Annotated in this window: 26 protein-coding genes and 1 riboswitch; of the genes, 4 read left to right on the top strand and 22 right to left on the bottom strand. The window is 37.2% G+C overall.

The genetic code is table 11. The annotated features are described in order from the left end of the window. Positions 1-44 precede the first annotated feature (44 nt). Positions 45-203: a hypothetical protein gene (locus OXPF_RS22320; protein ID WP_160317144.1), complete on the top strand. Its 159-nt coding sequence runs from the start codon at positions 45-47 to the stop codon at positions 201-203. Between the two features lie 32 nt (positions 204-235). On the opposite strand, the gene OXPF_RS21590 is transcribed toward OXPF_RS22320, so the two are convergent. Beyond that, positions 236-385, bottom strand: a complete 150-nt coding sequence (locus OXPF_RS21590; protein WP_083479682.1) for an aspartyl-phosphate phosphatase Spo0E family protein — start codon at positions 383-385, stop codon at positions 236-238. 100 nt (positions 386-485) lie between these two features. Further along, positions 486-656 carry a hypothetical protein gene (locus OXPF_RS22315; protein WP_160317143.1) on the bottom strand — a complete coding sequence of 57 codons (171 nt, stop codon included), beginning with the start codon at positions 654-656 and terminating at the stop codon, positions 486-488. Between the two features lie 135 nt (positions 657-791). On the opposite strand from OXPF_RS22315, the gene OXPF_RS03925 reads away from it, so the two are divergent. Further along, complete coding sequence (locus OXPF_RS03925; RefSeq protein WP_054873903.1) at positions 792-1139, top strand: hypothetical protein; 348 nt, start codon at positions 792-794, stop codon at positions 1137-1139. Here the strand turns inward: OXPF_RS03925 and OXPF_RS03920 are convergent. The 4 genes from OXPF_RS03920 to OXPF_RS03900 all read right to left on the bottom strand — a co-directional run bounded on the left by OXPF_RS03920 (position 1136) and on the right by OXPF_RS03900 (position 5774). Further along, positions 1136-1678 (bottom strand): hypothetical protein, encoded by a 543-nt coding sequence (locus tag OXPF_RS03920; protein ID WP_160317142.1) that lies wholly within the window; start codon positions 1676-1678, stop codon positions 1136-1138. The two genes, OXPF_RS03925 and OXPF_RS03920, sit on opposite strands and share 4 nt — an antisense overlap. A gap of 291 nt (positions 1679-1969) precedes the next feature. After that, positions 1970-3886 (bottom strand): FAD-binding protein, encoded by a 1917-nt coding sequence (locus OXPF_RS03910; protein ID WP_054873900.1) that lies wholly within the window; start codon positions 3884-3886, stop codon positions 1970-1972. 230 nt (positions 3887-4116) lie between these two features. Beyond that, positions 4117-4926, bottom strand: a complete 810-nt coding sequence (locus tag OXPF_RS03905) for a MerR family transcriptional regulator (RefSeq protein ID WP_054873899.1) — start codon at positions 4924-4926, stop codon at positions 4117-4119. A gap of 104 nt (positions 4927-5030) precedes the next feature. After that, positions 5031-5774, bottom strand: coding sequence for a prepilin peptidase (locus tag OXPF_RS03900; RefSeq protein ID WP_054873898.1), 744 nt, complete (start codon positions 5772-5774; stop codon positions 5031-5033). 224 nt (positions 5775-5998) lie between these two features. On the opposite strand from OXPF_RS03900, the gene OXPF_RS03895 reads away from it, so the two are divergent. Beyond that, the gene (locus tag OXPF_RS03895) at positions 5999-7372 is read left to right on the top strand and encodes an MDR family MFS transporter (protein WP_054873897.1); all 1374 of its coding nucleotides are present in this window, start codon (positions 5999-6001) and stop codon (positions 7370-7372) included. Positions 7373-7388: 16 nt separating this feature from the next. Here OXPF_RS03895 and OXPF_RS03890 read toward each other — a convergent pair whose 3' ends face one another. The 12 genes from OXPF_RS03890 to thiW all read right to left on the bottom strand — a co-directional run bounded on the left by OXPF_RS03890 (position 7389) and on the right by thiW (position 18648). After that, positions 7389-8615: a DUF438 domain-containing protein gene (locus tag OXPF_RS03890; RefSeq protein ID WP_054873896.1), complete on the bottom strand. Its 1227-nt coding sequence runs from the start codon at positions 8613-8615 to the stop codon at positions 7389-7391. 12 nt (positions 8616-8627) lie between these two features. Beyond that, positions 8628-8855, bottom strand: a complete 228-nt coding sequence (locus OXPF_RS03885) for a DUF1858 domain-containing protein (protein WP_054873895.1) — start codon at positions 8853-8855, stop codon at positions 8628-8630. Between the two features lie 290 nt (positions 8856-9145). Beyond that, entirely contained in the window at positions 9146-9859 is a 714-nt protein-coding gene (locus OXPF_RS03880) for a Crp/Fnr family transcriptional regulator (protein ID WP_054873894.1), read from the bottom strand. Between the two features lie 21 nt (positions 9860-9880). Then, positions 9881-10507, bottom strand: a complete 627-nt coding sequence (locus OXPF_RS03875; RefSeq protein ID WP_152967690.1) for a GyrI-like domain-containing protein — start codon at positions 10505-10507, stop codon at positions 9881-9883. 44 nt (positions 10508-10551) lie between these two features. Next, positions 10552-12033, bottom strand: coding sequence for a methyl-accepting chemotaxis protein (locus OXPF_RS03870; RefSeq protein ID WP_054873892.1), 1482 nt, complete (start codon positions 12031-12033; stop codon positions 10552-10554). Positions 12034-12262: 229 nt separating this feature from the next. Continuing rightward, entirely contained in the window at positions 12263-14056 is a 1794-nt protein-coding gene (locus tag OXPF_RS03865; RefSeq protein WP_054873891.1) for a cell wall-binding repeat-containing protein, read from the bottom strand. 105 nt (positions 14057-14161) lie between these two features. Beyond that, positions 14162-14689, bottom strand: a complete 528-nt coding sequence (locus OXPF_RS03860; protein WP_054873890.1) for a DUF2284 domain-containing protein — start codon at positions 14687-14689, stop codon at positions 14162-14164. Next, the gene (thiE, locus tag OXPF_RS03855) at positions 14683-15297 is read right to left on the bottom strand and encodes a thiamine phosphate synthase (RefSeq protein WP_054873889.1); all 615 of its coding nucleotides are present in this window, start codon (positions 15295-15297) and stop codon (positions 14683-14685) included. Before thiE ends, OXPF_RS03860 begins: the two co-directional genes overlap by 7 nt. Next, complete coding sequence (thiM, locus tag OXPF_RS03850; protein WP_054873888.1) at positions 15290-16123, bottom strand: hydroxyethylthiazole kinase; 834 nt, start codon at positions 16121-16123, stop codon at positions 15290-15292. Before thiM ends, thiE begins: the two co-directional genes overlap by 8 nt. Then, entirely contained in the window at positions 16124-17323 is a 1200-nt protein-coding gene (gene cytX / locus OXPF_RS03845; RefSeq protein WP_054873887.1) for a putative hydroxymethylpyrimidine transporter CytX, read from the bottom strand. Continuing rightward, positions 17316-18125, bottom strand: coding sequence for a bifunctional hydroxymethylpyrimidine kinase/phosphomethylpyrimidine kinase (gene thiD, locus OXPF_RS03840; protein WP_054873886.1), 810 nt, complete (start codon positions 18123-18125; stop codon positions 17316-17318). Before thiD ends, cytX begins: the two co-directional genes overlap by 8 nt. 13 nt (positions 18126-18138) lie before the next feature. Beyond that, complete coding sequence (gene thiW, locus OXPF_RS03835; protein WP_054873885.1) at positions 18139-18648, bottom strand: energy coupling factor transporter S component ThiW; 510 nt, start codon at positions 18646-18648, stop codon at positions 18139-18141. 72 nt (positions 18649-18720) lie between these two features. Next, positions 18721-18830: riboswitch (TPP riboswitch) on the bottom strand. A 144-nt stretch (positions 18831-18974) separates the two neighbouring features. On the opposite strand from thiW, the gene OXPF_RS03830 reads away from it, so the two are divergent. Continuing rightward, entirely contained in the window at positions 18975-19832 is an 858-nt protein-coding gene (locus tag OXPF_RS03830; RefSeq protein WP_054873884.1) for a metallophosphoesterase family protein, read from the top strand. 20 nt (positions 19833-19852) lie between these two features. Here OXPF_RS03830 and OXPF_RS03825 read toward each other — a convergent pair whose 3' ends face one another. The 4 genes from OXPF_RS03825 to OXPF_RS03810 all read right to left on the bottom strand — a co-directional run bounded on the left by OXPF_RS03825 (position 19853) and on the right by OXPF_RS03810 (position 22628). Continuing rightward, complete coding sequence (locus OXPF_RS03825) at positions 19853-21043, bottom strand: HD-GYP domain-containing protein (protein WP_054873883.1); 1191 nt, start codon at positions 21041-21043, stop codon at positions 19853-19855. After that, complete coding sequence (locus OXPF_RS03820; protein WP_054873882.1) at positions 21040-21240, bottom strand: ferritin family protein; 201 nt, start codon at positions 21238-21240, stop codon at positions 21040-21042. Before OXPF_RS03820 ends, OXPF_RS03825 begins: the two co-directional genes overlap by 4 nt. A 195-nt stretch (positions 21241-21435) precedes the next feature. Continuing rightward, positions 21436-21897: an N-acetyltransferase gene (locus tag OXPF_RS03815; RefSeq protein ID WP_054874118.1), complete on the bottom strand. Its 462-nt coding sequence runs from the start codon at positions 21895-21897 to the stop codon at positions 21436-21438. A gap of 86 nt (positions 21898-21983) precedes the next feature. Continuing rightward, the gene (locus tag OXPF_RS03810) at positions 21984-22628 is read right to left on the bottom strand and encodes a hypothetical protein (protein WP_152967689.1); all 645 of its coding nucleotides are present in this window, start codon (positions 22626-22628) and stop codon (positions 21984-21986) included. Between the last annotated feature and the right edge of the window lie 4 nt (positions 22629-22632).

Genomic DNA, 22632 nt, shown 5'->3' with positions numbered 1-22632 from the left:
ATTTATATACATGTTAATTAAACATATTTGCTGGAGGTCTGAATATGATTGATTCATTGGATGAATACAGAAAAATGCTTGAAGAACTGTGCATGTTGTTTATTCAGGCATTAGACGATCTGAAAGCAAAAGGAATGATTAGCGAAGCGGAGTATATAGAACACACCGAAACAAAGCGGAGATTTTTAGAGAATATAAACTAACAAAAAATAACAGCTAATTAGTAATTTAGCTGTTATTTATTTTTATCTTTCAGGTAATACTCAATGATGAGCTTATCCAGTTTTTGGCTATATTCTATAAGTTCCTGCTTATTTAATTTACTCTTTTCCAACATTTCATTAAGCATTTCTTGCAAAATCCTAATTTCATCAGTTAGTTTCATAACAATTACCACTCTTGAAAATATTTTGTAATCATATGGCTATTATACAATTCTTATATATTTTAATCAACATAATCAGATAGCTTGAGCAAAACTTAAATTATAAGCCCTTTTTAGCGGAATCATTCCTCATATAAGGTATTATTCCTTGAGTCAAAACATATAAGCTTGTTAGTAACCCTATCCCTATAAAGGATTTTGAAACCAACAGCTGATATTTATCAAATTCTGCTGAACCTTTAAGATATTCATTATAATTATCAGAAAACATAATTCCATACTCCTTATGAAAACAAATTAAACTTTAAATATAATATGTAAATATTAATGGCATGTTACCATATATCATATGCATATTTTTACTAATACCAGTATTCGAAGCTTAGGAAGGATGTGGATTTTATATATGGAATCAGAATTTTCTCAGGAGTATTTAACTAAGCTTCAGATATTTTCTAATCAACTGCAGATTTATGGAGGACAACTGCAAGTTTTGGGCAACAATATTCAAATCCTGGCAAACCATATTGAATCTTTAGGAAGTGCCGTAGAGAGCATAGGAAATATCTATGCAAATGAAGGAAATAGAGTATCAATCATCGCCACCCTGTTGCAGCAGTCCCAGCAAAATAATTCCAACGGGCAAAATAACTCCGATAATGATGTAACTCATGAACTCCACGGAATTCATATGCAACTTAATCAAATGCAGTCGCAAATTCAAAAAATACTGGATCGTCTTAATAATACTTAACCTTCCCTTCCGGACAGGGTATTTCTTGCGTTGTACGCAAGATTCAAAATGAGGATGGTGGCTATTAAATACGATGCAACCAATATAAGTGAAGGTATATACCAAACTTCTGAATTATTAATGAACGGCAATATGAAAAGTACGGGTACTGTCAACCAGCAAAATTGCTTCCACCTATTTTTTGCTGTCTCTCTGAATACTCCAAGCTGTTTTTCGTCAGCCACATAATAAAACCCTTTGCATATAAAATAAACCATATACATCCTGATTATACTTGGAAATAACCATAAAAGAATATACCCTATTTGATGAGATTGCAATAAGCCAGCTTTATTTATGCTGCTGCCTCTGATTATTACTTCCGCGGCAGAATAGAAAATCATAATAAAAGCAGGCAATCTTCCTTTCTTATATATTTCATGCTGCCCCCTTAATTCCCCAAGAGCTACTGATACAGTTATATATCCGACTATATCAGGAAAAATATCAAAATTTCCTATGTTTATTCCTATATAAATCAATACAAATCCCCAGAACAATTTATTATATGCGGAATAATACAAACTCCCCGCCTGCCTCTCATATCTTAATTTTATAATTAACAAACATCCCTATGTACCAAGGCTAACCTGGTTTATATCGGTATTTTAAAATATGATTAAAGGGCATTTAGCTCCCTCTATAATAATATTCTGCACTTATCTGTTATATCCTTCACACTTAGTTTCTCAGTTCTTATCAATATTGCACCCGTTATTCTAACAATATTATTGAGCAGCAAATAAGTATAAGCAGCCCAGGCAGGCTGCTTATATAAAAGAGTATTTTTATTATTTTTCCAGTGCATTTTCGGCTGCATATTCTCCGCCAAGGCGTCCTGACGTGAATGCATATCCTATTCCAACGCCATTCCCTACATATGTGTCATTAAACAATACACCTTCTGATTCCAATCCTACCGCATATAAACCTTTAATTGGAATACGTTTTTCATCAAGCACCTGGAATTTTGTATTAACCAGTAATCCTCCTACAGAACCCAGGTTGTTTATTTCAGAAATAATGGCATAGTAGGGACCGTCACCGTAAGGGAGCAGATAGTCGGCAGATTTTCCAAACTCCGTATCATTGCCGGTCTTGCAAGCTTCTTCATAACTTTTAAATGTTTCTGTGAAAACATTTACATCCATTCCTGCATTCTTGGCCAGTTCTTCCAGCGTATTGCCATTAAACCCGTCTCCGTTCTGGACCATGGTGTCAAATACTTTATCTGCATCTTTCCATGAATTATCCAGTTTAAACTGATCCTGCCATGACAGATAAAACTCAGGAGGCATTCCTGGAAGCTTTGGAGCTTTTACCCCGTTCATACCCTGTGACATTAGTAAATCCAGCTGAGACTTTGAAACAATAACATAGTGGTATGGCCCTTGGAATGCGCTGGTATTGGCAGCTGCAACCGCTGTAAGCGTAGCAGCTTCATCCCTGAACCTTGCACCGGAAGTGCCTACATTCATGAAGTTAGGCAGATAGGTCAGCATAAGAGGATAACTAGCCTGAAAGCCATCATATTGAGCCTTTAGCTTGTCTGTTGATCTGGCCAAGGTTTGGTGCAGCATTTGCCCTCCAAAGTTATCGGGAACTTTTGCTCCAACCTCCCATGCCATCTTTAAACCTTCACCCACATTCTGTCCAAGACCTCCGTTTACGCCTTCAAATCCAAAGGACTCTTTAACCATTTCCTTATTGGCTGCATAGCCCCCTGTAGCAAGAATTATATTTTTTGCTGTTATTTCAAGAGTTGTTCCGTCCGCTTTTTGTACTATTACGCCTGTAACTTCTCCTGCATCATTCTTTATAAGCTTCTTTGCCGTTGCTTGTGTAATTACCTGTCCATTTTTTTCTACGGAATCAGCCAGCATTTTTCTTAACAATTCTTCACGGGTTTCATAGGCCGGAAGCAGATGCATCTGTTCTCCGAAGAAATTCATAAATTGTGTTACGTATCCTTTTTGAGCCAGCCAATCGTATGTTTCTCCCGATTTCGTTACATATTGTCTTATGGCAGCTGCATCCACCCTCCAGTGGCAGTTTTCAATCCAGTCGGCGATCATTTTTTCCTGGTCAATCTTTAAACCGCTTGCAATAGCCGCAGAAGAGTCAATGAATTTTCCTGCCCAGGATAAATTGCTTGCCCCGCCTATAACCCCTGTCTTTTCTAAAAGTATTACTTTTGCTCCCTTGTCACTTGCCGAAACTGCCGCAGTAACTCCGGAAGCCCCTCCGCCCACTACTACTACATCGGCTTCAAGCTTCTCTGTCTTTCCTTCTTCTACCTTTTGTGCGGCTTTTTTTAATGCGTCAACGTCGCCGTCCGCCTGCTTTACGCAGTCTTCCACTGCAGCCAGTATAGCTTGGCTTGAAAGAGTAGCGCCGGCAACGGCTTCTACTGCTAATGTTTGTCCATCAAGTATCTGCTTTTTAACGCTCTCTAAGGCTGCGTCCCCCAGGCCCTTGGTTTCCGACTGGCTTATAATTTTAATATCGGTAATCTTGGTTTCGCTGAATGTTACCTCTACTTTAACATCTCCTTCTCTGCCTTTAGCCGAAGTTGTGTAGGTACCTGCTTTGAACAGAGCACCCGGCGAATTAGTTGCCGGTTTTGTACACCCGCTGAATAGGGATACTAAGAGCAGCATACTAAGCCATACCGCCAGTATTCTGTTAATTAATTGCTTCTTCTCCATTAGATTTTCTCCTCTCTTATTTATTAATGATCTTTAAAGCTGCCATTGTAATGTAAAATTAATGACACCTTTTATCAGTTATTATTTTAAACTCTGGTGCAACACCAAGGTCAATATGTTTGTTAATTAACAAATTAAAAAAGTCAAATTCATGTAAGAACCTGACCTTTTACCTTTATTTAAAAACTTTGCCTTCAGTAGTCTTAATTTTATATGTCGATTTATCTTTATTATTTTATAGGTATATTCACTTCCAGATATGATCTGTCTTTTCCATTGATTTTTTCGGTGATAACTATTCTGCCTACAATATTTCCTTCTATGGAATAGTTATTTTTGTTAATGAAGTCTGTCATGAAGTCCAATTCATCCCGCATTATATATTCTCCTTCTGAGGAGAATATTACGGAGGACACGCATATTTTTGGGCTTATGTATTCAACATTTTCATTTATTGGTACATCAAAATTATGTATTTTATCTTCATATATGGCAAGCCCCCAGTTATACCGGAAGCAATCATCTCCGGATAGGAACTCCCTTTTTTCTATTTCAAAGGAGTAAAATGTATAGGGCAATATGTTCATCCATGTGCTTACAATGTCTCTTAAGAAATCGTCTTTTAATAACATATTTCTGTCGGTTTGCCTTATTCTGTACATGCCCGGTATATTCTTTATTCTGCATTTATTTAATGATTGTTCTATTTCCTTAAAGCCATGGCTTATTTCCGTAATTTCGTTTAAAAGCAGGGTGCTTTTCCTTATTTCTTCCTGTAAATTCTTCTGAGTTTCTTCTATCTTTTCAAGAATATTATCCAAGGAAGGATTTTTAATTATGGCGGCTACATCCTGAAGCGGTATCTGCATGCTTCTGTACCACCTGCTCTGCAGCAAATTTCTTGCATCCAGATCATCGAAATATCTATAGTTATTTTTGTTATCTTTAATTGGCCTTATAATACCATATTTCTCATATAACCTCAGCGTATCCACCGTTACTCCAAGTATATCGGCAAATTCACCAATAGAATATTTCATAAATCTCCTCCTGTGTAAATACAAATATTCCTATCTTGCATCGGCCATTACGAAAACTCGATAAAGCTTTAAAATTGTTGTGTTACAACCCCTAAAACACTCCTTTAAGGTACCCCCAAATATAAGTCCAGCAACCTATGGCCATAAATTGCCGTAATCAAGGTTGCGACTGAAATAAAAGGTCCGAAAGGAATCATATCCTTTCTGGATCTTATTTTTGTTATGACTAACAATATGCCGATTAATCCCCCTAATATTACCGCTATAAACAGCATAACCGGTACAAGCCTTAATCCGAGATAAAGTCCCGATACTATGCAAATTTCTGCATCTCCCCAGCCCATACCGCGGGTTAACAGAATAATAAGTGCAATTGCTGTATACCCTGTGACTGCACCTAATATATAGCTTAAAACAGCATCACCGGTAAAATACCCTATTATCACAAATATAATTCCAGATATAACTCCAAAAATAACAGTTTTCAAGTATACATCCATGGTATCTAAATCGATGAAGCCTATGACAATCATCAAAGAAGCTAATATAGCATATTTTAAGAAAAGCAATGAATATCCGTAGTTTATGTATAGCAATAAATACACTGCCGCGTTTAATAGCTCAATAACAGGGTATCTTATTGATATTTTTTCATGGCAGCGCCTGCATCTGCCCTTTAATATTAAATAGCTTACAACCGGAAAAAGGTCATACCATTTTATCCTCACATTGCAAGCCGAACAATGAGAAGGTGGGTACGAAATCGACTCACCTTTAGGAATCCTGTATATGCATACGTTAAGAAAACTGCCCATAACCAGCCCTAAAATAAATATTATTGCTTTCATAAAACTATCCCCGGCTATTTAAATTTTATCACCTGATGTATAATACATTATAGCATGAAATTTGCTGCGTAAATTTCATGGCACGATGAATCCTTGCAGCATTCATTATATAATATATTTTTTAAACATTCCACAATTATCCATAACCATAGAGCCCGGAAAAGCAATATTTAACAATTCTATGGTTATGAGAAATAAAATTGACAGAAAAGACGGTGCAAAAAATGGATTTTAAAAAAAGAAATATTGTCATAGCATTAATGGTCGCCATGTTTTTAGGCGCTGTGGAAGGAACTGTAGTAACTACTGCCATGCCTACCATAGCCCGGGATTTGAACGGCTTCGAGCTTATAAGCTGGATATTTTCCCTTTATTTATTGACATCGGCTATTTCCACCCCCATTTATGGAAAGCTTGCCGACTTATATGGAAGAAAAAACATGCTTTCTTTAGGTATATTTATTTTTCTTGTTGGAAGCTCCTTATGCGGTATATCCGGGAATATGCTGCAGCTTATGGTTTTCAGATGCGTACAGGGTTTGGGAGCCGGGGCTATATTAACTATCACATATACAATAGTAGGCGATATATTCACTCTTTCAGAGAGGGCAAAGGTTCAGGGATGGATAAGCTCAGTGTGGGGAATTTCAAGCCTGATTGGTCCGTTTTTAGGAGGATTTTTAATTGATACTTTGTCCTGGCATTGGATATTTTTTATTAATCTTCCCTTCGGAATATTAAGCATCATACTCATTCAGAGGTATCTTGATGAAAGCTTTAAAAAAAAGAAGCATCCCATAGATTATGCCGGGGCTTTTACTCTGTCCGCAGCTATTATCGCCTTATTATACAGCTTTGTATCCACGGGAGAAAATAAAGGTTCCTTTATGATATCTATGGCAATATCATTATCTGCCGCATTCATTCTTTTTGTCATATTTTATATAATTGAAAGCAAAGCAGAGGAGCCGATAATACCCTTTGATACTTTCACAAAAACAAATGCCCTTATTAATACCGTAAGCTTTTTATTATCAGCGGTTTTGATGGGTTTTGATGTATATTTGCCTATATATATTCAGACAGTTTTAGGCTATGGACCTACCATATCCGGACTTTGTCTTGCTCCCATGTCAATTTCCTGGCTTTTATCTTCAGTAATCTTAGGAGATGTTATACCAAAATACGGGGCAAAAAAAGTAATTACAGTATCGGGAATAGTTGTCCTTTTAAGCTGCATTCTTTTATTGACCCTTAACGCTGAGTCTTCGCTGATTGCAATTATAGTTTACAGTTTTTTTTCAGGATTTGGTTTTGGAGGTGCTTTAGCCACCCTTACCATAGTGATACAATCTTCGGTGGGATATGAAAAAAGAGGAGCGGTTACAGCATCAAACTCGCTTTTAAGAACCATAGGCCAGACAATAGGAGTCAGCATATACGGAGGGCTTTTGAATTTTAACATGCAATATTCATCCTCCGCCATGCCCGGGATTCATATTGTGTTTATATCCTTTGTTATCCTATCAGCTGTTTCGCTTTTAACTTCGGTAATGCTCCTAACTTATCCAAAAACACAAATCCTGCCGCATAATTAATTGCGACAGGATTTTTTTATTGGGAAATCAATCTCTTTTCTCCGGAAATGCTTTGTATGGGCTTAATATCCTGGGTTACTTCCATAATTCCTAAGAATTCTCCCTGTTCATTTCTCACTGCAAAGTATCTTATATAAACATACTTTTCCCCCATCTTAATCCAGAAATCCTCATTATCCTTTATACCGGCTTTCAAATCCTCAACGATTTTTTCTACGATATGGACACTGGCAGGAGGATGGCAGTTTTCCACCTGTCTGCCTATAATGGTTTTAGGCCGTGAAAATATCCTCTCTTTTCCTTGAGTGAAATACTTAACTGCACCGTTTTTATCGACAAAGGTTATATCTACCGGAAGAGTATTTAGCATTGCATTTGCTTGCTCTGGAGTTAACAAACCGGCGTCAAATTTTATATAGCCATCATTTAAAGGCTGTACATTATCCTCAGCTGGATCATCCTTATTAATATTTTCCGGAATCCATCTGGTTTTTGGCTTAACTATGGTATAGCCTATTTCATCGCTTTCCTGTGCTATTTTTGCCCATTCGTCCTCTGATAATGTCTCAAGAACCATAGGAAAAAGTATGCTTTCTTCTTTGAATATCATCTCTATTACTTTGTCTGCCATTCCATCAATTTTTTCAACCAAAGTACCTTTATCTGACGTATCTGATGAAAGAAGTACCCTTCCTTCCTTTATGGCATCCCTGATTTCATCGTCTACACCCCACATCACCTTTGGAGGCGCTGTGATGCCGTATTTCTCCATGAAAGGAAAGAGAAGATTTTCTTTTCTTGAATAATGCTTATCAATCTCCCATAAAAGACTCAAATCCTCTAAAAGATAATTCTTATCTTCATCCTTTCCGGAATTTTTGTAGCTTTCAAGATGAGGTTTAATTCTATCCTTCACTATTTTATCCAGTTCAATATTTTCAAGCTTAAATATGTTTACAGGATGTCCCTCCGCCTCTTCAGGCTTTTGAGGACGATGAATCTCTTCAATAGAGCCTTTGAAAACTGCGGCGTGTACGTCGCATAATTCCTGTATTTGCTCTACAGGCATTCCATCCATTATTAATGCCTGCTCCATTTCGGATATTTCTTTTGCCGAGATACCCGAAATTAGCTTTTCAAATCTCGGCTTTACTTCATCTACGCCTTTTCCGTTATGAAGCTCCATTATAAGCTCTTTTAATATTTTCTGCCTGTATTCACGATTGTTTATCATTTCACTCATTTAAATTCCCTCCTATTCTTTAACTTCATATCCTTTACTTTTAAAAACCTCTTTTATTTTATCCATTGAAATGTTTTTGATTAAAGCTCCTTTAGGTATAGTCATAAACCTGCCTGCGGTATTTATCATGCCCGGCGCGGTAATACTTTCAAAGCCTAATTCCTTCATTATTTCTATAATATCCGGATGCTCTTTTGAAATTTCATATACACTTTTTGATAAATCAAGAATATAACTCATATCAAACACCTGCCAATATTAGGGGTCACTTCCCTCTTTTTGAGTAATAAATCTGGTGCAGTCGGGCAAAATGTCCCCAACTTATTTTACCCTCTTTAAATATTATTTACTTATAACCTTGCTTAAATAATAAACCAATTAGAATAAAAAAACTGTGACATATATCATAATTTTATAAAAAATAAGAACCCATAACCATATATAGCAATAAAAGATTGCTAGCAGTACTATGAATCTTGTTATTGCAATAATAAAAGCCATGTAAATTTTATATACATGACTTCAATATTTTAAATTACTTCCCTTTCCAATGCTTCCTTATCAAGGATAATAACCCTTTTATTCCCTACCATTTCAATGATGCCGTCATCCTGGAGATGGCTCATTTTGCGGCTGACGGTCTCACGGGCTACCCCTATATAGTTTGCAATTCCTTCACGGCTTAAAGGAAGTTCTATTATAATTCCTTTAGGATGCCCTTTTCCGTATTTTTTTGAGAACTCCAACAATACAGCATTTACTCTGGCATCGATATTTCTGGTTCCCATGTTCTGCATCATGCTCTCCAAGCGCTCTAAACGGGAGCTTAATTCATCTATAATCTTTGCGCTTATATCCGGATATTGGAACAAGAGCCTTTGAAAATCGCGTCTGTTTATCATACAGGTGTTGGTTTCTTCCAATGCTTCTACATTGTAAGTGGCACTCTGCTGTTTTAAGAGATTTTTTTCTCCAAAAAAATCTCCCTCGGCAAATATATAAAGTATCTGCTCCCTGCCCTCCAAAGTATCCTTGAAGGCTTTCACTTTTCCATTGTGTATTATTATGAGATTTTCTAAATCAGAGCCTTCCTGAATTACCCTCTCTCCCTTTAGATACCTTCTTCTTATTATCAGATCTGTCACTTTATTCAGCTCTTCATCATTAAGGGCTGAGAATATTGGTACTCTTTTTGTGCAAAGCTGCTCTCCGCAGTGCTCACATACTTTTATGTCCCTGTTCATCTTAAATATCCTTCCTCCAACTCATATCTTCTTAACAGAATATCTTAACACAGTTTTAAGTTTATCGGGAGCTGTTTTTCTGAAATCCGAAAGGTATATTTCCCTGTGCCGTAAATCTTCCCTTACAAGATTATTTTCTTTACAGAATTCCTTCATTGATTCAAAGCTTTTAGGTTCATCATCATAGGAACCTAAATGCATCATCTGTACGCATAATCCATCCTCAATACTTTCATATTTTACTTTATCAAGCAAAGGATGCGGTTTTTTCTTTTTTGTATTACCTATTATTTCAAGAGCCAGGCTGTCAGTGGTAAAATCAGGCTGCCTTATCATTATTTTATAAATGAGTTCATCCTTGTCAAGGATGTCCTTACCCCTTGCCTCCTCGGATAAATCCCAGATGCCTTCCAATGGATAAATGGTATATTCAAAATATCCGGACGGCATGACGTCTTTTTTAGGAAGCATTTTAATTCCGTAAGACAAAGAGTATAATACTCCTATCGCCTCTGAAAAATCTTTACTGCTGTTAGGATTGCCCTTACCTTCGATAGTAAAAAAATTGAACTTTGGAACTTCAATAATCACAGGCTTACCTTTTGGAAGATATATATTCTTTTCTTCTTTCTTCCATTCGTGTTTCATCACATCAATCCCCTTAAGCATTTATTTCTATTATAGCAATAATATTACTGCTGCTGTGCAAGTATTGCCATTTCGCTGCTTAATTTTTCAATATTTTTAATTATATTTGCCATTTCATTGATTTTTGCATTCTGTTCATCCATTGAAGCAGTTATCTCTTCCGTTGTCGCTGAATGTTCCTGCATTATTGCCGCATTATTTTCAAGATGGCTGTCGATATTATCAAATAAAACTTTAATTTCATCCACCGATTTAAACTCTGCTTTTATATAATTTTTCATCTTTTCAAAGGATGCTACCATGTTTTCTATACTATTGCCGAGTTTATCAAGGCCTGCGCTTCCTTCACCTGATGCAGCATTCCCATGGCGCGACGTTTCAACTGCAGCGTTGGCTTTTTGCTGCAATACCGATACCACTTGGCTTATTTCATTGGCAGTGTTGTTGCTTTCATCCGAAAGCTTCCGTATTTCTTCGGCTACCACACCAAATCCTCTTCCTGCATCTCCTGCCCGAGAGGCTTCTATGGCAGCATTTAATGCCAGAAGGTTTGTCTGTTCCGCAATCCTTTTAATAGAAGAAAGAAACTCATTTATATTGTCCATGCTTTCTTTCAATTCAATTGCTGTCTTAAGTCCCTGTTCTACTGCCGTATTGACTGTCTTCATAAGTTCCTTCATTGAGGCAATTTCTCTTCCGTTATCCTGTGCTACATTGTTTACATCCATTGAAATGGACTCTACAGCTTTTGACTGTTCATGGACATACTTAAGTTTCTCCTGAGCATCTTTCATCATAGATGAAATTGAAGTTATATCAGCGGCTTCTTCCTCGATGCCCTTAGCCATTTCATATGCGCCCTTTGCCACGGCTTCACTGCTCATTATAGCACTTTCTGTATACTCCATAAAATCAACAATATTTTTATTCAAGGCAGCGGCAGCCTGCCCTACTTTGCTGAAAGTAGTTTTAAGTTCTTGCAACAGCTCTGTGGATTTCTTTTCATTATTCATCGATGATTTTAAATAATCGTTTCCCCATTTAGTGAGAAAATACAATACGATTAATCCTATATTAATAAGTACTGACTGAATTATGACTTCCTTAATTTCAATTAAGCTTCCCATAAGAGGCTTATTTAGTATAAAAGTGCATATGATTATAATGGCGTCAATACCTATCGTAAATGCAACCAGTACTAGCTTGCTGAAATATAAGGCAGCCATGCAGCAAATAATAAGATACACAATAAAAATCCTTAAAGATCCGCCTTCAATAACAGCCAGAATAGTTGCTGATAAAGCAGGGCACGTTGGGATAATAATTGATGAGGCTTTATCATTTACTTTAAATAATACTATAACTGAGGCAATCAATCCTGCACCTGCTGTTGCCCCAAACACCAGCATTGCCCTGCTTATTCCCGTAAAAGCATAGGCTTGAGCAGTCAATAGCAAGCAAAAAATCCAAATTAATAAAACATTGAATTTATTAACCCTGCGAATATTAATCTGTGAACTTTCCATATCCCATTTTCCTCCTTTTTATATTTAATAAATCAATTGATTTCATATAACTTTTGAATAAATATAATATATCGACATTATATGGCAATTAATCTCAGGTTAAAACAAGTTAACAAATATATACTAGAGTATAATTTTTAAATGGAATTTTGGAAGTTTATCTATTAATTTTGCGTATAATATGCAAAAAAACGCATGTAAATTGTATTATCAACTTACATGCGTTTTTTTAATTAGCTTTAAAAAATTCGGGTTTCATAATATTTATATCCACATTACCCTTTATTCCGGGAACTGAGCCCTGGCTTGTCATCTGCCAGATTTTCCATTCGGGCCACACCGGAACTTTAGGTGAAGAAACTCCATAATGGGCAATCCATAGAGGATATTTTGTTACTTTGCTTGTCAGATGGGAGTCTATGAATAAAGGATAAGAATACAAAACCGGCTGTGCTACAGATGATACAGTATCTAAAAACTTCAAGGATGCTTGTGTCAGGTCACCTTTTGCACCGGGATATTCTATATCCAGTACCGCATATTTTAATCCCATGTCTTTAATTATGGATACAAAATAATTTGCTTCTTCCTGGGCTTCTTCAGCATTCTTAAAATAAGCGTAATGATAACCCCCTACCACCAAGCCGGCAGCTTTGGCTCCGTTGACATTTTTTATGGCGTTTACATCTGTAAAGAGACCGTTGCTGCTGACGCCGGATATTCTTATTATGGCAAATTCATAACCTGCATCCTTAACCGCCTTCCAGTCTATATCCCCCTGATAACGGGAAACATCAATGCCTTTTATAGTATTTGAAGGAATCTGCTGTGTAGGCGGGCGTAAAATCTGAGAATGCCTGGATGCCAGCAGAAGCAGTACGGAAGAATTAGAAACCGCGCCGTCTCCTCCTAGTATCTGCACCTTGTCCAAATCCACTTCTCTATTATTTACAAATTCCAGAGCAGCTTGTATGGGGGTAGTACCAATCAGTATTACGGGGCTTAAATTTTTTGCTGCCATTACCGAGCCTGCAAGAGCATCCGGGTAATTTTCGCCGGTGGCTATATATGTGGTGCTGGAATTTAATATATCGGCAAAAAAATTGTTGATCCCTGTATTAGTCTCGTACCTGTCCATTCCCCCTAAGCGCTTTGGATTGGGAAGCAAGGCTTCAATGCCGCTGCTTACCGCTCCGGTGCCGCCTGCAATATATGTATTTTCTATGCCGGCGCTTTCAATATAGCTTTTCATATTTTGTGACAGTGCATCCCCTGCCGTTAAAAGTATAGGGATTTCCTTGGCTGCTGCAGCAGGAGCTATCGAAATTGCGTCGGGGAAATTTTCCCCCGTAACTATTACAGCCTCTTTTGCTTCTTTAAAAAACTTTGCTGCCAAAGCTTCTGATGTCTCGTATCTGTCCAAACCGTACGTACGGTCAACTTCCATACCCATTGTTAACAATGAGGTTTCAATATTTAAAGATATTACACCTTGTCCACCTATTAAGTAAGCCTTTTTTACACCCAATCTTTTTATCTCATTAATAGTCTCTGTAGTTAAAGAATCCTGGGGTGTCAAAAGTATCGGTGCGTCCAAAAGCTTTGCAAGAGGAGCCGCACTCAATGCATCGGGAAAAGCTTCTCCCGTTGCTATAACCACACTTTCAGAGCTTTGCCATCCTGCCTTTGATATTTCCAATGCTGTAGCATACCTGTCTGTACCCTGCACCCTTTTAAAATTGGTGTCGGAATCAGTATACACATAATCACCAAAAACCCAACCGATTTTACCGCCAATATCAACCTTATACCAATTGTCTAACTTATCTGTTATGTTTATCTGTGTCCCGGGGTACAGCTTGTCTATAATTTCTGCATATGTACCAGCCTCTTGACGAACATTCAGATAGCCTTCGCAATTGATTATGCCGACACCTGTGTAAGCGTAGGATACACCAGGTATGAAGGAAAACAATACAATTACTGCCATGGTAGTTAATATTGCCGTTTTTAATTTACGCATTTATACCTCCTTTTAACTTTCTGGAAATTCTATTACAGTTAAATTATATAATGTCTGTCGAAAGAGGTCAAAAGGATATGCGTTAAATTAACATATTATTAAAATTTACTCATTATACAACACCAATGTAAAAAATCCTACCTTCCCGCCGCCGGCATTATATGTCATTTTCTGATTCATGGACATACGAACCACATCTATTCCGCTGCCTTCCATGGAATATTGTATCTTTTTAGGGAAACGGCAGGGCTTATCCTCTAGTGCAGCACACTTTTCGCACACTGTACACTTGCCCGCCCCCATTATGAATACATCTTCATCTTCAAAGGCCTGCCTTAGTTTTTTAGTTGAGTCAGCTACCGCCTCCATGGAATTTTTCATTTCATCCCTGGTTTTTATGGAGGCTATTTTTGATAAAACAAAGCCTTTATTATATTTCATAACCTTTGCTTTTCTTTCATCTTCATTTCCTGCTCTTGGGGGACAGGCATAATTTTTTCCGAAATTCCCGCAGGTATTTCTTGCACACTGGTCAAATACATCCTTTGAAAAGATGATATCTTTTTGTTGGATTTCCTTGTACTCATCAAATCCGAAATCATTGAAAGCCTGTATCAGTTTATCCATTAACATGACAATACCTCCCTTAATTTTTCTATTGAAGATAGTGTGTCGTCACTTCTTAATATTGCCGAGACAACGGAAACACCATTTACATTCTCAATTATTTCAGGAGTAAGGTTATGGCTTGTTATACCTCCGATTCCGTAAATAGGTATAGGTACAGCTTTTCTTATTGCTTTTAGGATATTAATGGTAATTCCAATGGCATCCTTTTTCGTAACAGAAGGGAAAAGAGCGCCTACGCCTAAATAATCCGCACCTTCCTCGAAAGCCGTCACAGCCTGCTCAACGGTTTTTGCCGTAGCTCCTATTATTTTATCTCTTAAAATTTTTCTTGCAGTTTTAACATCCATGTCCTCTCTGCCTAAGTGCACTCCATGAGCGCCTGATGCAAGAGCAATGTCCACCCTGTCATTTATAATAAGCTTGCAGCCTGATTTGGTGCACAATTCTAATAATTTATTTACTTCATATATTTTTTCCTTGAAGCTTCCTTCTTTTCGCCTGTATTGCAAAAGCTTTATGCCATTGTCAAGTGCAATGCGGCACTTATCATAGAGTAAATTGAACTCAATGCCTTCGTCGGTTATTAAATATATTTCCTTTAAGCTAGACATAAAAAACTCTCCCTCTGCTTAAAATATCATCATCATTCACAAGAGAGAGCTCATCCAAGTAATAATTTTTAAAGGTATGAAATCCCTCATGTGATTTTTTAATTTTATCCTGCGCTTTTTCACCGGCTATGGAGTTAATAAGAGTGCCCATAACACATAATGAAAAAATATCTTTTTTATTGCCTTTTGCACAAAGGGTGCCGAGGATGGCGCTTAAAATACAGCCGGAACCTGTTATTTTGGAAAGAAGGGGAGTGCCGTTAGTTATTCTTACAGCGTTGTCCTTATAAAAAACATAATCTTCTTTACCGGTAATAACTATATACAATTTATTAATCTCTGAGAACTCTTTTATTTTTTCAATGACATCTCTTTTAAAGCCTTCTTCAAGGGAATCTATGCCTATAAAATTGCTTTTCATATTTAAAAAAGCCATAACTTCCGAATAGTTTCCCTTTAATACATTCACTTGCCTGTTCTCCAAAAGATATCTTGCAAGGTCCAATCTTACAGAAAAAACGTGTATTCCTACAGGGTCTAAAATTACAGGAATATCCTTAGCCTCTGCAATCCTGGCTGCTTTTTTAATAGCATCAATCCTTGCTTCATCAGGTGTGCCTAAATTTAAAACCAGAGAATGAGCAGCTGAAGTTATTTCATTAATCTCCTGCTCCCAGTGTGCCATTACGGGCTTTCCCCCCATATACAGGCAGGCATTGGCGACATCATTCATGGTTACAAAATTAGTTATAAAATGAACCAGGGGAGTTTTGTTTTCTCTTTCATTATAGCATTTTAAAATATCAATCAGAACCTTATTCCCCATTTAAGCCCTCAACCCTCTTCTTTCTCCCGCTAACTTATTGATAATAACAAAAATCAGAGCTGTTATAAGCATTACGGGCACTGTTACACCTAAGAAAATATCTTTATTTTTTATAATGTGATATAATACTACACCAGATGCCCAGGAAATCAACGCCGGAAGCTTAATTTCAGCTCCATCATCCTTTTTCTTTCTAAGTATGAAATAATTGGTATATACAACAGCAAACAGAGGAGCAAAGACCGAACCTATAAGATATAGAAAATTTTCATATTGTTCCATGGGGAAGAAGGCCGCCAGCATGGTTGATAAAACCGTTATTGCAATTGCCGTATTTTTCTCATTGATACCCTTGATTATCGATGAAGAGCTGACGCCTGCCGAATATGCATCCATAAAGGTTGTAGTAATGGTCGATAATAATATAACTCCTGCCGCCACAAAACCCAGCCTTGATGCGATTAAAATACCGCCTATATCCGTAGTACCTGAAGTTAGGGCAAGTGCCAGACCTATTATGTACATCCAGGTACTGCCTATAAAATAGCCTATAAAGCTGCCAGCCACAGCACCTGCCTTATTTTCTGCGAACCTGGTATAATCCGCAATAAGGGGAAGCCAGGAAAGAGGCATTACGACATTAAGCTCAATCATTGCTCCAAAGCTTAAGGGACTTTGGCCTACCGCTTCAATCAGTTCTCTGTTCTTAAATACCGAAAAACTTAAAATGATAGTCAATGCAAAGAGAAGCCCTGCTGCTATTGTATTTAAATATTTAAATCCCTGAATGCCCATGGCTATCCAAATTGCAATTAAAATACCTATGGCTGCCGCCCAGAGGATGAAATTATCTATTCCCCACAGCTTTAAAGCAACCTCATTAAATGTTCTGGCTCCTATAATTATCATAATGGTGGTCCAGCCGGTCAGCTGAATGATATTAAGAATACCGAAGAGCTTTGTTCCCAAATTACCGAAGGAAGCTTTTGTCCCTTCAATGGCCGGAATCTTTTCCTTAAAGCCTATGTAGCCGCCTAAAATCAAAATAAGCGTTCCTATAATATGCCCTATAATTATGGCTGCTACTGCGCTTTTGAATCCGGAGCCTGCAAGCAATCCTCCTGTCATTAATTCTGCCAGAGAAATTGCTGCACCGAACCAAAGGCTTACAAAGCTTATAAATGACAACTTATTATTCATCTAAAATTCCCGCCTTTCTGTATAGTTCATAAAAGTGATGCGTCGGTCCTACTCCTTTTCCCAGCTTAAATCCTTTTTCTATAGCCTTTGCCACGTAATTTTTGCCCATGGTAACGGCACTTAAAACCTCCATACCCTTTGCAAGATTTGCTGCGATGGCTGAAGATAATGTGCATCCTGTTCCATGTGTGTGTATGGTATCTATCCTTTCACCTTTTATTTCAGAAAAATTTACACTATCGTAAAATATATCCGTAGCCGGGCCGTTAAGGTGCCCTCCCTTCACAAGGACATTCTTGGGCCCCATTTTATGAAGTTCTTTTGCTGCTTGTTTCATGTCATCAATATTTGAAATTTTTCTCCCGGTTATTTCTTCTGCTTCGGGAATGTTCGGGGTTATTAAAAAGCTTAAAGGCAGCAGCTCTTCTATAAGAGTTTTTGTGGCATCTTCTGATAAAAGCTTGAACCGGCTTTTAGACACCATAACCGGGTCCAGCACTATATATGGAAGTTTTTTTATTTTTTCTAGGCTTTGTGCAACTGCTTTTATGGATTCAATCTTTGAAACCATGCCTATTTTAATCCCATGCACTTCTATATCATCAAATATGGCATCAATCTGACCTTTTATAATTTCAGGGCTTATATCCTGTATACCGAAAACTCCCATGGTGTTTTGTGCCGTAACGGCAGTAATAACACTCATGCCATATACACCATTGGCAGAAAAAGCCTTTAAATCTGCCTGTATTCCTGCTCCTCCGCAGCTGTCAGAGCCTGCAATGGTCAATGCATTAAACATAAATATTCATCTCCTAGTTTAATTTTTTTTGCTCATCCGCCATGATTTTTTTAAATACCGGCAAGCTTAATATAATTACTGCGAAAATTGCTCCCCCTACGGTGCTTAAGGAAAATGGCACAACAAAGGCAAATATGGCAGCTTCCTTTCCCATTAAAAATACAGAAACAGGATATGCCGCGATTGCTCCGATTGTTCCTGTGCCTATTACTTCACCTAAAGCTGACCAGTATATGCTTTTGAATTTCTTATAGAGCAGTCCGGCAAGGAAAGCTCCGATTATACTTCCCGGAAAGGCTAAAAGTGAACCAGTCCCTATTATATTTCTAAGAAGCGAAATTAAAAAAGCATTGACAACCGCATAAAGAGGCCCTAACAAAACTCCGGAAAACACATTTATAAAATGTTGTACAGGAAACATTTTCCCTCCCAAAAAGGGGATGTAAAAAACAGAGCCGGATAAAACTCCAAAAGCTACAAGGAGTGCACTTAAGGTAAGCTTGTAAATGTTTTTAGATTTCATTATAATTCCTCCCGTTTTTGTGCCGGGGTGCAATAAATTAAAAAAGCACAGCCCGCAGGCTGCACTAATAGATTAATATTATTAACGCTTTCCTACGCTGGTATTAACCAGATCAGGTATAAGAGTCAAGGGATATAGTCCCTTATCTCAGCCAGCATATACTGGCCCCCCTAGCACATTTTATTTTTTAGTATAATATAACATGAAAATTATCATTAAACAATAAGCCAGTAAGATTTCCATATAAAAATATAAAAATAATACGGTTTCAGCTGAAGCGCTGCCAGCATATTATTATTGTATATTTATATTTTGGCAGGGAAACCATGAGGTTTATAATTATAAGCGACTGCAAAGGAAAAAATAACGGCATTAACAAAGAGATACTGACAAAGATTTTTAAGCAAACAGTGAAATTACAGCCCCAATTCATTGTGGCCTTAGGAGATACTGTGGCGGGACACCCGGATGAAGATGTATTAATATTCCAGCTGAAACATTTAAAAAAGCTTATTTATAAATATCATCCGGATATTACCGTATACCCTGTGGCAGGAAACCATGAAATAGGCAGCCGCTCAAATGATGACAGATATGAAAAAGCCTTTTCTTCATTCTACGGTGATTTTGCACTTGACTCCTCCCTTCAAGGCTACAACAACTTAGTGTATTTTAAGGATTTTGAGCATGTAAGGCTTATTATCCTTAATACCTTTCGATTTAGAAGCGCTCATAAAATTGACGAAGCCCAGCTGAACTTTCTGGAAGCAGCAGCATCAATTGAAAAAAAATATAAACTTCTTTTTTTCCATTCTCCTGCCTTTCCCACAGGAGCTCATTACGGCAACTGCCTTGACTTGCATCCCGATTATAGAAATTTATTGTGGAGCATAGTTGATAAACATAAAATCCATGTGGTTTTTTCTGCCCATGAGCATAATTATACAAGAAGACTGATTGACAATTCCTTTTTGGATGGTAATTTTAAAAATCCTATATATCAGGTTATAACGGGAGGGGGAGGTGAAAAGCTGAGAGACAAATATATAAGCAGTCAAGGAGTGATAATTCCCCCCATAGCCAGGCACCATTTTGTTCTGGTGGATGCTGAAGGGGATGGTTTAAATGTATACGCGATGGATCTTAAGGGCACAGTTATGGATGAGTTTGTAATAAAAAAATAGCGTCCTAAGCTAAATGGAAGCTACTTGAAATGCCATACTCCGCCTATCTGTTCCACATTAAAACTTTCTCCACAAACATAGCAATTAGATACCCCATTTACGGGATAAGGGAGTGTTATGCCGCATTTATTGCATAAAAGAGGTATGTTCTTACTTGTCCTGCTTATATCATTTCCGGGATTATTTAAAGGACCTATAATCATCTCAGGCTGGTTAAGCCAAACTAAAAATGCATCAACAACGACAGGTGAAAATTGACTGCCTTTTGCTCTTATGATTTCTTCAACGGCCACAGACCAGGGTGTAGCTTTCCGGTAAACCCTATCTGAAGTAAGTGCATCTAACGCATCGGCTACAGAAATAATCTGGGCTCCTTCCGGAATTGCATCTCCTTCAAGGCCAAAAGGATAACCCGTCCCGTCATATTTTTCATGGTGATACAACACATAAGGGATAAGGTCATGAAAAAAACCCAGGGATTCAAGTATGCGTGCCCCTTCTCTGCTATGACTTTTCATAAGCTCGTACTCTTCATCGGTAAGCTTTTCGGCTTTGTTCAATGCTCTGTCAGGAACTCCTACTTTTCCTATATCATGGAGCAGTCCAGCCCTTTTAATAATATCGATTTGGCTTTCTGATTTACCCATAGCCCTTGCTATTCCGGCAGCATATTGGGCAACCCTTTCGGAATGGCCTCCGGTGTAATTGGAACGTTTCTCAATGGCACGGGATATCATGCGTATAACCTGCTGCTTAAAGACTTCTTCCTTTTCTGCTGCAGCTATTAAGTGAAGGACTGTTTCTATGCTTCCCTTGATTAATTCCAGAGCATAATACTCCCAATCCTCATAGGATGAGGGACGGAATAAGTAGATTATATAACCGGTATCTTGAGATTGTATGCGTATTGCGGCAGCAGGCATTCCATCAATTGATACTGGTTTATTAATGCTTTCCTGCTTAAAGACTTCAAATTGTTCGTTGAGCTTTTTGGTGAAGCTGTCGGTTTGTTCTTCAGATAAGTTTGAATAATATAATTCCACTTCATCCAATATAAAATCCATAGAATAAATGGCCGCTTTTTCATAATCTATGACGGTGCTTATTATATCAGGAACCTTTTTTAGAAGCTCCGGCTTGCTGTTGATTGATTTTATTTCATCTGCAGCATTTTTTATGTTGATCAGAACATCCTTGAAATAGTCCATCATATTTTATTCCATGCCTTAGAAAGAGACTCATAACGCAAACGCAGTAAATTTTCATGTTCTTCTTCATCTCTTACCAGTTGTTCAAAAAAGCCTTTTACCGTTAGGTCCTCCGACTTGTCTGCCAGCATTTGATAATGCTCCTGCGCCTGACGTTCGGCTTTAATAGCATCCTTAATTGCTTTTAATATTTCTTCCATAGTATATTCACACCTTTCATTAAACTAAATAGCCCTTATCAGTCAGTTCAAGGAAAGCCTTTTATAAAAATTGTCTCCCATATTGTACCACGCAATTTTACATATTTCACTACTTATTTCATATTTTGTCGAAATTTAATATGAATTTTACACATAAAAAATATCCTTTAGAAACCCAAAGGATATTTTGAATAATTATAAATCGATGATTTTTTCAAGGCAGACTTCGTTGCAGTTTGGGAATTTGGGACAATTTATACAATCTGTCCATACCTTATGAGGCATGGACTCTTTTTGTATAACATTAAAACCATGTTTTTCAAAAAAGCCCGGCTGATATGTCAAAGTGAAGACCTTGGGGATTCCCAGCTCTTTTGCTTCCTCCAATATAAAATCAACTATTTTGCTTCCTATTCCCTTGCTTAATAAATTCTCTTTAACCGCCAGGGTTCTAAGCTCTGCTAAATCAATCCACAACACATGCAAAGCTCCCGTTCCTAATATTTCTCCATCCTCCTCAGCAACTACAAAATCTCGTATATGTTCATATAACATGCTGCGGGCACGTGATAGCATCATGCCTTTTTCTGCATAATAATTCACTATTTCGTGTATTTGTTCCACATCGGAAAGTTTGGCCTTACGAACAATCACAATAGTCACCTACTTATTTAATAATGATAAGAATAATAGTAACAAACAATGAATAATAATGCAAATAAAACGTATATAAATCTGCGTATTTATTTGGGGAAATCAAAGTCCACCGTAAAGATTATACCACCCTCTTGGTATTTATCAAAATTTATTATAATTGAATTAAGGAATTTATTTGAGGACTCTTCATTAATTAATTCCTTGAATTTAAGTATATCGTCAAAATTAATCACTATCTCATTGCCGTTAAAACTAATTCCTTCTAGCTTGTCCAGCCCAGCTTCAATAAAAGATTTTCCTATGATTTTATGAAGAAATTTTCTTATGGAACTCAAAATAAGCCTGTTTTCAATATTCATTATAGACGAGATTTCTTCTATATAGTTTAAAGCAATTACATGGCTGCCGGGATGAAATTCAAAGTTTTTTATAGTTACCATATAACTTACTTTTACAGGAAAACCCTTGTATTGGTCTGTTATATCCAAGCAAACTGTTTCATTCTTAAAAGAAATATCCAAAGCTGTAAAATTAAGCTTAAGTTTATCCAATATAATAGGTTTTATTTCGTCATTTACAATTTTGTCAGTAATAACGATGCGGCCCATTAATATATCTTCCCAGGTTATGTGTTTTAAAAGATTATATAATTCCTCCCGGTGTTCTGTGAGGAATACCATTATGTCCCTACTAGTTTTTTTAGTTTTAATAAATTCATTAAGGACTGCCATTTTC

It is taken from the genome of Oxobacter pfennigii (assembly GCF_001317355.1).
Lineage (GTDB): Bacteria > Bacillota > Clostridia > Clostridiales > Oxobacteraceae > Oxobacter > Oxobacter pfennigii.
The sequence above is the reverse complement of the archived record's forward strand: the minus strand, read 5'-3'. Positions and strand labels throughout refer to the sequence as shown.